Annotated in this window: 12 protein-coding genes; 10 read left to right on the forward strand and 2 right to left on the reverse strand. The window is 72.0% G+C overall.

The window, feature by feature from the left end:
• Positions 1-13: 13 nt before the first annotated feature.
• The 8 genes from ruvC (at position 14) to LL648_RS17155 (ending at position 9,430) form a co-directional block, all read left to right on the forward strand.
• Positions 14-598: a crossover junction endodeoxyribonuclease RuvC gene (ruvC, locus tag LL648_RS17120; RefSeq protein ID WP_232663572.1), complete on the forward strand. Its 585-nt coding sequence runs from the start codon at positions 14-16 to the stop codon at positions 596-598.
• Positions 595-1,194 (forward strand): Holliday junction branch migration protein RuvA, encoded by a 600-nt coding sequence (gene ruvA / locus LL648_RS17125; protein WP_232663573.1) that lies wholly within the window; start codon positions 595-597, stop codon positions 1,192-1,194. The genes ruvC and ruvA overlap by 4 nt, the downstream gene beginning before the upstream one ends.
• Before the next feature lie 25 nt (positions 1,195-1,219).
• Entirely contained in the window at positions 1,220-2,251 is a 1,032-nt protein-coding gene (gene ruvB / locus LL648_RS17130; RefSeq protein ID WP_232663574.1) for a Holliday junction branch migration DNA helicase RuvB, read from the forward strand.
• 51 nt (positions 2,252-2,302) lie between these two features.
• Complete coding sequence (gene yajC / locus LL648_RS17135; protein WP_232663575.1) at positions 2,303-2,812, forward strand: preprotein translocase subunit YajC; 510 nt, start codon at positions 2,303-2,305, stop codon at positions 2,810-2,812.
• An 85-nt stretch (positions 2,813-2,897) separates the two neighbouring features.
• Complete coding sequence (gene secD / locus LL648_RS17140) at positions 2,898-4,667, forward strand: protein translocase subunit SecD (protein ID WP_232663576.1); 1,770 nt, start codon at positions 2,898-2,900, stop codon at positions 4,665-4,667.
• Position 4,668: 1 nt separating this feature from the next.
• Positions 4,669-5,862: a protein translocase subunit SecF gene (gene secF / locus LL648_RS17145; RefSeq protein ID WP_232663577.1), complete on the forward strand. Its 1,194-nt coding sequence runs from the start codon at positions 4,669-4,671 to the stop codon at positions 5,860-5,862.
• A gap of 35 nt (positions 5,863-5,897) precedes the next feature.
• On the forward strand, positions 5,898-6,434 hold the full coding sequence (locus LL648_RS17150) for an adenine phosphoribosyltransferase (protein WP_232663578.1): 537 nt from the start codon (positions 5,898-5,900) through the stop codon (positions 6,432-6,434).
• A gap of 686 nt (positions 6,435-7,120) precedes the next feature.
• Positions 7,121-9,430, forward strand: a complete 2,310-nt coding sequence (locus LL648_RS17155) for a RelA/SpoT family protein (protein ID WP_232663579.1) — start codon at positions 7,121-7,123, stop codon at positions 9,428-9,430.
• A gap of 12 nt (positions 9,431-9,442) precedes the next feature.
• Here LL648_RS17155 and LL648_RS17160 read toward each other — a convergent pair whose 3' ends face one another.
• Both LL648_RS17160 and LL648_RS17165 read right to left on the reverse strand, forming a co-directional pair.
• Positions 9,443-11,065: a carboxylesterase/lipase family protein gene (locus LL648_RS17160; RefSeq protein WP_232663580.1), complete on the reverse strand. Its 1,623-nt coding sequence runs from the start codon at positions 11,063-11,065 to the stop codon at positions 9,443-9,445.
• Positions 11,066-11,232: 167 nt separating this feature from the next.
• Positions 11,233-12,111, reverse strand: coding sequence for a peptidylprolyl isomerase (locus tag LL648_RS17165; protein ID WP_232663581.1), 879 nt, complete (start codon positions 12,109-12,111; stop codon positions 11,233-11,235).
• A gap of 106 nt (positions 12,112-12,217) precedes the next feature.
• Between LL648_RS17165 and LL648_RS17170 the strand changes: the two genes are divergently transcribed.
• The gene (locus LL648_RS17170) at positions 12,218-12,904 is read left to right on the forward strand and encodes an MBL fold metallo-hydrolase (protein WP_232663582.1); all 687 of its coding nucleotides are present in this window, start codon (positions 12,218-12,220) and stop codon (positions 12,902-12,904) included.
• On the forward strand, positions 12,901-14,163 hold the full coding sequence (gene hisS, locus LL648_RS17175) for a histidine--tRNA ligase (protein WP_232663583.1): 1,263 nt from the start codon (positions 12,901-12,903) through the stop codon (positions 14,161-14,163). The genes LL648_RS17170 and hisS overlap by 4 nt, the downstream gene beginning before the upstream one ends.
• Positions 14,164-14,168: the final 5 nt, after the last annotated feature.

Below are 14,168 nucleotides of genomic sequence, written 5' to 3' on the forward strand. Positions count from 1 at the left end.
GGAGGGGTGGCACGTGCGGGTGCTCGGCGTCGACCCGGGGCTGACCCGGTGCGGGCTCGGGGTGGTCGACGGCACGAGCGGGCGGGCGGTCAGCTGCGTGGACGTCGGTGTGGTGCGCTCACCCGCCGACGCGCCGCTCGCCGAACGCCTGCTCGTGGTCGGGGAGACCGTCGAGCGGTGGATCGAGCGGCACCGCCCCGACGTCGTCGCCATCGAGCGCGTGTTCAGCCAGCACAACGTGCGCACCGTGATGGGCACCGCGCAGGCCAGCGGTGTGGTCGCGCTGCTGGCCGCGCGGGCGGGCCTGCCGGTCGCCTTCCACACCCCCAGCGAGGTGAAGGCCGCCGTCACCGGCGAGGGCAGGGCGGACAAGGCGCAGGTCACGGCCATGGTCACACGCTTGCTCAACCTCGCAGAGGCGCCCCGCCCCGCGGACGCCGCCGACGCGCTCGCCCTGGCGATCTGCCACTGCTGGCGGGCCCCGATGCTGGACCGGATGGCCGAGGCGAAGGCCCGTTCCGACGAGCTCGCCCGCGCGCACAAGGCGCGGCTCGCGAAGGCGGCCAAGGCAGCGACGGCGAAGGGAGCCGCGTCGTGATCCACTCCGTGCGGGGCGAGGTGCTGGAGATCGGGCTCGACCACGTGGTCGTCGAGGTCGGCGGGGTCGGGCTCGCGGTGCAGGCCACCCCGGCGACGCTCGCGAAGCTGCGCCGCGGCGAGCAGGCGCGGCTGGCCACCACGCTGGTCGTCCGGGAGGACTCGCTGACGCTGTTCGGGTTCGCCGAGGCCGCGGAGCGCGAGCTGTTCCTGCTGGTGCAGACGGTCAGCGGGATCGGGCCGCGGATCGCGCTCGCGACGATCGCCGTGCTCGACCCCGACACCCTGCGCAGGGCCCTCGTCGACGGCGACATCACCACACTCACCCGGGTGCCGGGCATCGGGCGCAAGGGCGCCGAGCGGCTGGTGCTGGAGCTGCGCGACAAGGTCGACGCACCGGAGGCCCCGGCGCTGCTCCCGGCTTCGCTCAACGGCGGCAACCCGCGCCGCGACCAGGTCGTCGAGGCGCTCGTCGGGCTCGGGTTCACCGCGAAGCCCGCCGAGGGCGCCGTCGACGCCGCGCTGGCCCTCGACGCGGAGGCCGACGCGAGCGTGCTGCTCAGAGCGGCGCTGAGCCGCCTCGGCCGGGCCCGATGAGCTGCACGGGGCGGAGCCCGGGAGCATGACCGACGTGTCGCTGACCCCCGATCCCGAGCCGGAGGACCTGCTCGTCGAGGCCACGCTGCGGCCGCGCAACCTCACCGAGTTCATCGGGCAGCCGCGGGTGCGCGAGCAGTTGGAACTGGTGCTCGAAGGCGCTCGCCGCCGCGGCGACCCGCCCGACCACATCCTGCTCTCCGGCCCGCCCGGGCTGGGCAAGACGAGCCTCGCGCTGATCGTCGCGGCCGAGCTCGGCGCCGCGATCCGGCTGACCAGCGGTCCGGCGCTGGAACGCGCCGGCGACCTCGCCGCGATGCTGTCGAACCTCGCGCCCGGTGACGTCCTGTTCATCGACGAGATCCACCGCGTCGCGCGCCCCGCCGAGGAGATGCTCTACCTCGCGATGGAGGACTTCCGGGTCGACGTCGTCGTCGGCAAGGGCCCTGGCGCGACGTCGATCCCGCTCGACATCGCCCCGTTCACGCTGGTCGGGGCCACCACCAGGGCCGGGGCGCTGACCGGGCCGCTGCGCGACCGGTTCGGGTTCACCGCCCACATGGAGTTCTACGAGCCCGCTGAGCTCGAACTGGTGCTGCGCCGGGCGGCGGTGATCCTCGACGTCGACCTGCGCCGCGACGGCGCCGAGGAGATCGCGGGGCGCTCGCGCGGCACGCCGCGCATCGCGAACCGACTGCTGCGCCGGGTGCGCGACTTCGCGCAGGTCAGGGCCGACGGCGCGGTCACGAGGCAGGTGGCGCGCGACGCGCTGGCCGTCTACGACGTCGACGACCTCGGGCTCGACCGCCTCGACCGCGCCGTGCTCGGCGCGCTGGTGCGTTCCTTCGGCGGCGGACCGGTGGGTGTTTCGACGCTCGCGGTCGCGGTGGGCGAGGAGCCGGGTACCGTCGAAGAGGTCTGTGAGCCATACCTGGTGAGGGCAGGAATGCTGGCCAGGACCCCGCGGGGCCGGGTGGCGACGGCGGCGGCGTGGAGCCATCTGGGCATCGTTCCGCCACCTGACGTCACTCTCGGTGGCCCTGTCGCGTTGTTCTGAAGCCGTGCTGGCAGACTCGCCTGGCCTACGACATGCGGAGATACGGAGATCATGGACATCACCTCGCTGCTGTTCCCGCTGCTCATCCTGCTTCTGTTCATCCCGATCTTCTTGTCGGGACGGCGGCAGCGCCGCCAGATGCAGGAGATGCGGGACCTGCAGAACGCCCTGGAGCCCGGTGACATCGTCGTCACCACCTCCGGCCTGCGCGCGACGGTCGTCGACGCGAGCTACGAGGACACGATCGACCTCGAGATCGCCGACGGCATCGTGACCACCTGGGTGCGCGCGGCCGTGCGGGAGAAGGTCAAGGTCGGCGACGAGTCGGTGGTCGACGACGCCCCGATCGAAGATGCTCCGGTCGAGGACACCCCCGCCGTCTCCGTCGAGAAGCCGGCTGCCGTGACCGCCGACAAGGCCGCCGCGGTGGCCGAGACGCCGGCGCCGGTCGCCGACCCGAAGCCGACCGAGACGAAGACCGCCGAGCTCGGCGACGGCACCGCGGAACCCGCGCCGACGCTGGAGAAGAACGACTCTCCGAACGGCACCGCGCGCAGCTGATCGTGCACTGCACTTGATCGTGCACCGCCGCTCCTGGGCCGTCGGCCGGCGCGGAAAGCACTGAAGAGGAAAGAGATAGAGAGCAGTGGCAACCACCCCGGGGCAGATCCGCCCGTGGCGCTACCTGGCTTCGTTCCTCGGCGTCGTCGCCGTGCTGTACGCGCTGGTGTTCTTCACCGGCGACCGGCAGCCGGCGCCGAAGCTCGGTATCGATCTGCAAGGCGGCACCCGGGTCACGCTCGAGCCGCGCACCGAGACCGGCGCGGTCCCGCCGCGTGAGCAGCTCCTGCTGGCGCAGCAGATCATCCAGGAGCGGGTCGACGGGCTCGGTGTCGGCGGCGCCGAGGTGGTGCTCGACGGCAACAACCTGACGATCACGGTGCCGGGGCAGGACGGCGAGCGGGCCAGGTCGCTCGGCCAGACCGCGCAGCTGCGGTTCCGCGAGGTCATCGGCGGTCCGATCCCGTTCACGCCGGCGCCGCCGGCAGCTCCGGGCACCGTCCAGGGCGATCCGGCCGCGCCGCCGGCCGGTGGCCAGGCACCGCCGCCGAGCGAGCAGCCGGCGCCCCCGACCGGCCAGCCGCAGGGCGCCGCCGACCCGGCCGCGCCGCTCGTCGTGCAGGACGTCCAGCCGCTTTCGCACGCGGTCCCGATGCAGAACCCGCCGCCCAGCGGCGAGCAGCCGCCCCCGACGACGGCACCCCCGACTCCGGCGCCTCCGGCCTCGACCGCGCAGGCCCCGGCCGACCCGCGGCTCGCCGCGGCCATCGCGGAAGCGCGGGCGACCCGCCAGAGCACCGACCAGGCGACGCAGATCGCCGCGATCCAGGCGCTGGACTGCTCCGTGCAGGACCCGCTGCGCGGCTACGACGATCCCGAGCTCCCGCTGGTCGCCTGCAACCAGGACGGCACCGAGAAATACGTGCTCGGCCCGCGCTTCCTCGACGGCACGGAGATCGACACCGCGCTCGCCCAGCAGAGCCAGCAGGGCGCGGGCTGGGAGATCAGCCTGACCTTCAAGAGCGCGGGCGCCGCGAAGTGGGGCGAGTACACCTCGCAGAACGTCGGCAAGAACGCCGCGTTCGTGCTCGACGGCGAGGTCGTCTCGGCGCCGACCATCGAGGGCCCCATCTACGGCCCGACCCGCATCTCCGGCCAGTTCAACCAGACCGAGGCGCAGCAGCTCGCCGGTGTGCTGCGGTACGGGTCGCTGCCGCTGTCGTTCGAGTCGTCCGAGGCACAGACCGTCTCTGCGACGCTCGGCATCGCCTCGCTGCAGGCCGGGCTCATCGCGGGTGGCGTCGGGCTGGTGCTCGTCTTCATCTACTGCTTGATCTACTACCGCCTGCTCGGCCTGCTGATGATCCTTTCGCTCGTGCTGTCCGGGGTCATCGTGTTCGCCGTGCTGGTGCTGCTCGGCAGGGCGATCGGGCTCACGCTCGACCTCGCGGGCGTCGCCGGGTTCATCGTCGCGATCGGTATCACGGCCGACTCGTTCGTGATCTTCTTCGAACGGTTGAAGGACGAGATACGCGACGGCCGCTCGTTCCGCTCGGCCGTGCCTCGGGGCTGGGTCCGCGCGCGCCGCACGATCCTCGCGGCCGACGCCGTCAGCTTCCTCGCCTCCGCGGTGCTTTACTTCCTCGCGGTCGGCCAGGTGCGCGGCTTCGCGTTCACGCTGGGTCTGTCGACAGTGCTCGACCTGGTGGTGGTGTTCCTCGTGACGCACCCGCTGGCGCAGATCGCGTCCACCACACGGGCGCTGAACAACCCGAAGCTCTCCGGGCTCGGGTCGGTATCGAAGCTCGGCGCCGAGCGGCGCAAGCGCACCGTCTCGATGTCGAAGGGGGCCTGAGATGGCGAGCATTTTCTCCCGGCTCTACACCGGGACCGGCGCCTTCGACGTCGTCGGGAAGCGCAAGACCTGGTACATCGCCTTCAGCGTGCTGGTGCTGGTCTGCATCGCCTCCATCGTGTTCCGGGGGTTCAACCTCGGCATCGACTTCAAGGGCGGCACCCAGATCCAGTTCCCGGCCGCCACGGCCGGGGCGCCGGCCGATGTCGAGACGGTCCGCGGTGTCGTCGAGCGGACGATCGGCGAGGCGGATTCGGTGCAGTCGGCCGGCACCGGGACCTCGGCCTCGATCGTCGTCCGCACCGCCGCGCTCACCCAGGCTCAGCTGATCGAGGTCAAGCAGGCGCTCTTCGACACCTTCCAGCCGCGCGGCCCCGACGGCGCGCCCTCGCTCGCGGCGATCAGCGACAGCGCCGTCAGCGGTAGCTGGGGCGGGCAGATCACCCAGCAGGCGGTGATCGCGCTGGCGGTGTTCCTCGTGTTGGTGACGCTGTTCCTGATCTTCTACTTCGAGCCGCCGATGGCGATCGCGGCGCTGGTCGCGCTGCTGCACGACGTCGTCGTGACGATGGGTGTCTACTCGATCGTCGGGCTGGAGGTCACCCCGTCGACGGTGATCGGGTTGCTGACGATCCTCGGGTTCTCGCTCTACGACACCGTCGTGGTGTTCGACAAGGTCAAGGAGAACACCCGGGGGCTGCTCGGCCTGACCCGCCGCACGTACGCGGAGTCGTCGAACCTCGCGCTGAACCAGACGTTGATGCGTTCGATCAACACGTCGCTGTTCGCGGTGCTGCCGGTGGTCGGCCTGATGGTCATCGGCGTCGGCCTGCTCGGTGTCGGGACGCTCGCCGACCTCGCCCTCGTCCAGATGGTCGGCATCATCGCAGGCGCGCTGTCGTCGATCTTCCTGGCGACGCCGGTGCTGGTCGACCTGAAGATGCGCGACCCGCGCTACCAGCAGCAGGCGGCCCGGGTGGCGTTGCGCAGGCGCAAGTCCGCCGCCGCGGCCGCCGGGGAGCAGGTCGACGACGACCTCGACCTCACCGACGACGCCGTGCTCGGTGCCGAGCTGCGCAAGGAGCGGGCCATGGCGGCCGCGTCGAGTGCACCGGCGCGCACCGCGAAGGCGGCCGAGCGGCGCGACCGGCCCACCGGCAAGGGCGGCCGGCCCAGCGGCAAGCGCCGCCGGTGAGCACGGAACCGGGGAGCCTGCATACAGCTGACTTCGTGGACGACGCGGAGTCGGCCGAGGCGCTCACGCGCGTGCTCGGCCTGATCAGGGACGTGCCCGACTACCCGTCGCCGGGCATCCTGTTCCGAGACATCACGCCGGTGCTCGCCGACGCCGAGGCGTTCGCGACCGTCGCCACCGAGCTGGCGGCGCTGGCGGGAGCCGCCGACGTCATCGTCGGGATCGAGGCGCGCGGGTTCCTCATCGGCGCCGCGGCGGCGCTGGTGGCCGGGCTCGGCATCGTCCCCGTCCGGAAGGCGGGCAAGCTGCCGCTGGTCGCGGACTCGGTCACCTACGAGCTGGAGTACGGCACGGCGACGCTGGAGCTGCCGGCCGACACCCTGGCGCCGGGCGCGCGAGCGTTCGTCGTCGACGACGTGCTCGCCACCGGCGGCACGGCCGCCGCGACCTGCGCGCTGCTGGCCGACGCCGGCGTCGAGGTCGAAGGCTTCGGCGCGCTGCTCGAACTGACGGCGCTGGGCGGGCGCGACCGGCTGGCCCCGGTGCCCGTCCACGCGCTGCTGCGGGCCTGACGAGCCGTCCTCGGCCCACCAGTCTCGGGGCAAGGTCAGGAAAGCCACTTTCATGCAACGACGTTGCAGGAAAGTGGCTTTCTGGTGAATCGCCGCAGCCCCTGGCTCGACGTTGCACACCGTGGACACACGTTGCACATGGCCGGCCGTGGGGAGGGCAGGAAAGCCACTTTCCTGCCCTCACAGGGCCTGAAAGTGGCTTTCCTGCCCTTGTGTGCGGAACGCACACATCCCAGCTCCAGCACGGATTCTCATCCCTCGTGGTGGTCCGGAGGGCCATGGCTGACTTTCCTGACCTTCCGCGCACGGCGGCCGCGGCCGCGGTAGGCATGGTCTCTCGCCCGCCGACCCCTCCGCCCGGCTGTCGGTACCAGCCCGCCGCGGGCGCCCGGCCGGAAAGTCCGAACGAACGGCACCTTCGTCCATTAGGTGTGGACGAAAGTGCCGCTCGTTCACCGACCTGTCCGCCGTGGCCGGAGGGCCACGACGGACTCTCCTGCCCTCCAGGCGCCGGCCGCTGACCTTCGAAACGGCGGACCCGCAACCCCTCGTCGACCCGGGACCACCATCCCCGACCCCATCGGGTGACGGCAGCATCACTTCAGGTCAGCCCCGCCACCGGCCGCGGGTGCGGCGGGGATCAGGACTATCCTTGTCGAGGTGACGCCCAGCGGGATATCCGGCTTATGACCGAGGTGCAGCAGTCCGCGGTGCCCGGAGCCGAGTCCTCGCCCCGCCCGTCCACCACGCGCAGGGTCCGGGCCCGCATCGCACGTCGGATGACGCCGCAGCGGGTGGCCGTCGTCGCGCCCGTGCTGGAGCCGCTGGCGAGCGTCCACCGCGCGCTGCACCCGAAAGCCGATCTCGGGCTGCTGCAGCGCGCTTATGACGTCGCGGAGGCCAAGCACGAGGGCCAGAAGCGCAAGTCCGGCGACCCGTACATCACCCACCCGCTCGCCGTTGCGACGATCCTCGCCGAGCTGGGTATGGACACCACCACGCTGGTGGCGGCGTTGCTGCACGACACCGTCGAGGACACCGACTACTCGCTCGACCGCCTGCGCAGCGACTTCGGCGAGGAGGTCGCGCACCTCGTCGATGGCGTCACGAAGCTCGACAAGGTCGAGCTGGGCAGCGCGGCGGAGGCCGAGACCATCCGCAAGATGGTCGTCGCGATGGCCCGCGACCCGCGCGTGCTGGTCATCAAGCTCTCCGACCGCCTGCACAACATGCGGACCATGCGCTTCCTCTCCCCGGAGAAGCAGGCGAAGAAGGCCCGCGAGACGCTCGAAGTGCTCGCCCCGCTCGCGCACCGCCTCGGCATGGCGACCGTCAAGTGGGAGCTGGAGGACCTGTCCTTCGCGATCCTGCACCCCAAGAAGTACTCCGAGATCGTCCGGCTCGTCGCCACCCGCGCGCCGTCGCGCGACACGTACCTCAAGCAGGTGATCGACGAGGTCACCCAGCAGCTCGACTCGGCGCGGATCTCGGCGACCGTCGAGGGCCGGCCCAAGCACTACTACTCGATCTACCGCAAGATGATCGTCAAGGGCCGCGACTTCGACGACATCCACGACCTCGTCGGCGTGCGCGTGCTGGTCGACGAGGTGCGCGACTGCTACGCGGCGATGGGCATGGTGCACGCGCTGTGGCAGCCGATGCCCGGGCGGTTCAAGGACTACATCGCGCAGCCCCGCTACGGCGTCTACCAGTCGCTGCACACCACCGTGATCGGCCCCGACGGCAAGCCGCTCGAGGTGCAGATCCGCACTCACGACATGCACCGCACCGCCGAGTACGGCATCGCGGCCCACTGGCGCTACAAGGAGACCCGCGGGACCCCGTCGGCCGGCACCGTCGAGATCGACGAGATGTCGTGGATGCGCCAGATGCTCGACTGGCAGCGTGAGGCCGCCGACCCCAACGACTTCCTGGAGAACCTCCGCTTCGACCTCGGCGCCCAGCAGATCTTCGTGTTCACGCCGAAGGGCGATGTGATCACCCTGACGGCCGGGTCGACGCCGGTCGACCTCGCCTACGCCGTGCACACCGAGGTCGGGCACCGCTGCATCGGCTCGCGGGTCAACGGCAAGCTCGTCGCGCTGGAGCGCAAGCTGGAGTCCGGCGATGTCGTCGAGATCTTCACGTCGAAGGCGGAGGGTGCCGGCCCGAGCCGCGACTGGCTGGCGTTCGTCGCCACCCCGCGGGCCAAGACCAAGATCAAGCAATGGTTCGCGAAGGAGCGCCGCGAGGAGGCCATCGAGGCGGGCAAGGAGGCGATCACCCGCGAGGCGCGGCGCACGTCGATGCCCCTGCAGCGGCTCGTCTCCGCCGACGCGATGGCGGCCCTCTCGCGCGAGCTGCACTTCCCCGACCTCTCCGGGCTGTACGCGGCCGTCGGTGAGGGGCACGCGAGCGCGCGGCACGTCGTGCAGCGGCTCGTCGCGCTGCTCGGCGGGGTCGAGCAGGCGGAGGAGGAGCTGGCCGAGCGCGCCACCCCCTCGACGGTCCGGCTGCGCCGCTCCGGCGGCGACGCAGGGGTCGTGGTCCGCAGTGAGGGCGCCGACCTGGGCGACCTCTACACCAAGCTGGCCCGCTGCTGCACGCCCGTGCCCGGCGACGAGATCCTCGGGTTCGTCACCCGCGGCGGCGGCATCTCGGTCCACCGGACCGACTGCACCAACGCCCGCGACCTGCAGGCACGTGCGGAACGGCTGGTCGACGTCGCGTGGTCGGTCTCGCCGGGATCGGTGTTCCTGGTGGCGATCCAGGTCGAAGCCCTCGACCGCCACCGCCTGCTCTCCGACATCACGAAGGTCCTGGCCGACGAGAAGGTCAACATCCTGTCGGCGTCGGTGACGACATCGCACGACCGCGTTGCCGTCTCCCGCTTCAGCTTCGAGATGGGCGACCCGAAGCACCTCGGCCACGTCCTGCGCGCGGTGCGGAACGTGGAAGGCGTCTACGACGTGTACCGGGTGACGTCGGCCAGCTGAGGGTACGGCCCCTCAGGTCCACAGGTGGCAGTTGTGCACCGTGGCGAAGGCGGGGCCGGTGCGCACATCGGTGCCGCCGCTCTCCGTGGTGAAGGTGAGCACCTCGCCGTCGCCGCTCCACTGCGGCCACACCGTGCCGCCGCCCGACGGGTCGCCGTGGACGATGAACCGGGCCCAGCTGTCCACCATCTGCGCCGCGAGCGCGGCCTGGTGATCGTCGAACTCGGGCTGGCCGGGCACGAGGTCGAACAGGAACGGCACGTCGGAGCCGTGGGTGACGCTGCCAGCGAGATCGGGCGGCAGCGCCGCGAACGGCGACGGCGCTGACGGCTCCGCGAACTCGTAGGCGTAGAGCGGGGCACGGGCGCCGAGAGCCTGGTAGGTCTTGAGCCCGGGGCACGCGTAGACGCGGTCGGTGATCACGTCGGACCACGTCCGACCGGGGGAGCGTTGCCCAGGCGCGTAGGCGCGGCCGGCCTCGCCGGCCCGGTTCCCGGACGCGGCCGCGAGCATGGTCCGGAAGCTCGTGTCGGTGACCGGCGCGCCGGTGGCGTTGTGGAGGGTGGCCGTGAACAGCGTGCCCTCCTCCTTGGTCGTTCCCGCCAGGATCGCGACTTTGCGCAGCTCGCCGCGCCTGACGACGGTGGACGGGCGCTCGGGGAGCGTCGGAGAGCCCACAGCAGGACTCCAGTACACGCCGGCGCCGCCGACCAGCGCGTCGGACGGCAGGCCGCGCATGCACGCGAGCACCACGGCGGGGACGGGACAGCCCAGCCGCGCGGCCGCCTGCAGCCCGGCCGCCTCGACCTGCGGCAACGGTTTCCACGTGTCGCCAGCAGGACCGGTGCCGGGGCGGATGGCGTCGAGGATCGCGGTGGTGCCGCAGCCGCCGCTCTGCATGACGGCCCTGGCGATCATGCCGGACGTCCCGGGCGCGGCCAGCTGCGCGCAGACCGAGTCGGCGCCCGCCGACACGCCACCGAGGGTGATCGTCGCGGGGTCGCCGCCGAACGCCGCCGCGTTGCGCTGGACCCACCGCAGCGCGGCCTGCTGGTCCTGCAGTCCGAAAGCCCCTGAACCCGGTAGGCCGGGCAGCCCGAAGAAGCCGAAGATGCCGAGGCGGTAGTTGACCGTCACGACCATGAGCGGCCCGGCCTCCACGAGCCGTTGCGGGTCGGCGTCGTCCGCCGCGCCCGCGTTGAAGCCGCCGCCGTGCAACCACACCAGCACGGGAAGGCGGGCCGACGTCGTCGTGCCCTTCGGGATCGTCACCGAGACGGTCAGGCAGTCCTCCGTCGAGCTGCCCGCGGTGGCGTGCGGAGCCCGCGCCGGCGCAGCGAGCTGGGCGCAGCGGGGGCCCGGTTTGGTGGCGTCCCGCGGTGTCGTCCACGGAGCGGGCGGCTCGGGCGGCGCCCATCGCAGCGGCCCGACCGGTGCCGCGGCGTACGGGATGCCGTCGAACCGGCGCACGTGGCCGTCGAGCACGCCCTGAACCTCACCCTTGTCGGTGACGACCCGGTCGCCGACCGGCGCCGCGCCCGGCTCGGCGGCCACCGAGCACGAGCACAACAGGGCAGCGGCCGCCATCAATGCAGCGGCGAGCGGGAACCGGCGGCGGCGAAGCACGGCCGACATGGTGCCATGCGTCACAACGCGCGCTGTAACCGGTCAGCGCCACGCTGTCATTCGATCAGTCCAACCGCGACTGGTCGACCGTCACGCACAGCAAAGTTCCCCACCGTTTTGCCAACCTGCACACCCTGGAGGGCGTGCAGGTTGGCAAAACGGTGGGGAAGTTCGGGTCAGGAGACGGTGGCCTTCTCGATGGTCACCGGCTCGATCGGCTCGCCGCCGCCCGGGCTCGGGTCGAACGCGCCGTTGTGGCCGCGGGTCGCGATGGCGTCGACGACGGAGAGGCCCTCGGGGCTGATCGATCCGAAGGCGGTGTACTTCGGCGGGAGCTGCCCGTCGCCGTAGACCATGAAGAACTGGCTGCCGCCGGAGTTGGGCTGGCCCGTGTTCGCCATCGCGAGGATCCCGCGGCCGTACGTCAGCTCCGGGAAGTACTCGTCGGGGACGGTGTAGCCGGGGCCGCCGGAGCCGGAGCCGGACGGGTCGCCGCACTGCAGCACCTGCAGGCCGGGGTCGGTGGTGAGCCGGTGGCAGGAGGTGCTGTCGAAGTAGCCCTGCTGCGCGAGGCTGACCATGCTGTTGACGGTGCACGGCGCCAACGCCTTGTCGAGCGTCAACGGGATGGCGCCGGAGTTGGTCTGCAGCGTGACCGTGGTGGTGCCGGTCGCGCTCACGCCCGTGCCGGTCGGCGGCTGCACCGGCTTGGCCGCGGGCTGGCTCTCGGGCGCGTATTCGCAGCTCACCGATGCCGGCAGCGGCGTCGGACGCTTCGGCAGCGGCGCGATCGCCGAGGGGATCGCGGCGGGCACGACCGGGGTGACGGGTGCGGCGCTGGTCGGTGGGGCCGCGGTCGGCGCGGCCGCGGGAGGCGTCGTTCCGCCGCCGGTCAGCGTGCTCAGCAGGACGACCGCGACGACGACCACCACGACCACGGACGCAGAGGTGATGATGGCGACCCGTTGCCGGCGCTTCGTCTGCTCGACACGTCGCTGCTGCTGGCGCTCAAGCTTGCGCTTGGCCGCCTCACGTCGCATTTGGTTGGTCGCCACTCGAGAACCCCGTTCCTCAGCTCGATCGGGCGCAGGATATCGATCGTTCCTGAGAGGTCGCGGAGGGGCCGGAAACCGGGTGCCGGGGCGAACTACGCTGTGTGGTGTGCTCGTTGCTGGATTTCCCGCCGGTTCGTTCCAGACCAACTGCTACGCGGTGGCAGCTGGCGAGGGTGCGGCCTGTGTTGTCGTCGACCCCGGCCAGGATGCCGTCGAGCCGCTCGAGGAGCTGCTCGCCAAGCACCGCCTGACGCCCGTCGCGGTGCTGCTGACGCACGGCCACTTCGACCACACGTTCAGCGTCGCGCCGGTCTGCGACGGCCACGACATCCCGGCGTGGATCCATCCCGACGACCGCGCGATGCTCGCCGACCCGATGAAGGGGCTCTCGGCGGAGGCGAAGGCGTTCTTCGGCGGCCGCATCGAGCTGCGTGAGCCGCGCGAGGTCAGGGAGCTCGCCGACGGCTCGGCGCTGGAGCTCGCCGGGCTGACGTTGAGCGTCGACCACACGCCCGGCCACACCCAGGGCTCGGTGATCTTCACGACGCCCACGGAGGACGGGGTCGACGTGATCTTCGCGGGCGACACGCTCTTCGCCGGCTCGATCGGGCGCACCGACCTGCCCGGCGGCGACCACGCCCAGATGCTGGTGAGCCTTCGCGAGAAGCTGCTCACCCGCGCTGACACCGCACTCGTACTTCCTGGCCACGGCCAGACCACCACGATCGGACGCGAACGCATGACCAACCCGTTCCTGCAGGACCTGCAGCCGGCGCCGGGGCGCGGGCTGTGAGCACGATCTCGGCGCCGAAGGGCGTCCCGGACTACTTCCCGCCGGTCTCGGCCGGCTTCGAGTGCGTGCGCGACACGCTGCACACCGCTGCCGCGCGCGCCGGCTACGGCCTGATCGAGCTGCCGATCTTCGAGGAGACGTCGCTCTTCGCGCGCGGTGTGGGTGAGTCGACCGACGTCGTGAGCAAGGAGATGTACACGTTCGCCACCCGCGGCGAGGTCTCCGTCACGCTGCGCCCGGAAGGCACGGCCGGGGTCGTCCGCGCGGTGATCGAGCACGGCCTCGACCGCGCTTCGCTCCCGGTGAAGCTGCGCTACGGCGGCCCGTTCTTCCGCTACGAGCAGCCGCAGGCAGGCCGCTACCGGCAGCTGCAGCAGGTCGGCATCGAGGCGATCGGGGTGGACGACCCGGCGCTCGACGCCGAGGTCATCGCGGTCGCCGACGAGGGCTTCCGGGCACTGGGGCTGCGTGGCTACCGGCTCGACATCACCTCGCTCGGCGACGCGGCGGACCGGCCCGCCTATCGGGCGCTGCTGCAGGAGTTCCTCTCCAGGCTGCCGCTGGACGAGGCGACCGCCGAGCGGGCGCGGCTCAACCCGCTGCGCGTGCTCGACGACAAGCGTGAGGCCGTCCGCGAGATGGTGGCCGACGCCCCGCTGCTGCTCGACAACCTCTCCACGGACGCACGGGAGCACTACGAGGCCGTCAAGGCGCACCTCGACGCGCTCGGCGTCGCGTACGTGGAGAACCCGCGGCTCGTGCGCGGGCTCGACTACTACACGAAGACGACGTTCGAGTTCGTGCACCCCGGTCTCGGCGCCCAGTCGGGCATCGGCGGCGGCGGCCGGTACGACGGGCTGATGGAGACCCTGGGCGGGCAGCCGCTCGGCGGGGTCGGCTACGGGATCGGCGTCGACCGGACGCTGCTCGCGTGCCAGGCCGAGGGGCTCACGCCCTGGTCGGAGGCCCGGTGCGAGGTCTACGGCGTGCCGATGGGTGAGGCGGCGAAGGCGCGGCTCGTCGCGGTCGCGGGGCAGCTGCGCGCGGCCGGGGTCCGGGTCGACATCGCCTACGGCACGCGGGGGCTCAAGGGTGCGATGCGGGCGGCCGGCAACTCCGGTGCGCGGCTCGCGCTCGTGCTCGGCGAGCGCGACCTGGAGGCCGGCAAGATCGGTGTGAAGGACCTGGGGTCGGGCGAGCAGCGGCCCGTCGACCTCGGTGACGTCGTCACCGAGGTGCTCGGCCTGCTGCGGGGCTGACGCAC

This window comes from Pseudonocardia sp. TRM90224, from assembly GCF_021245725.1.
Lineage (GTDB): Bacteria > Actinomycetota > Actinomycetes > Mycobacteriales > Pseudonocardiaceae > Pseudonocardia.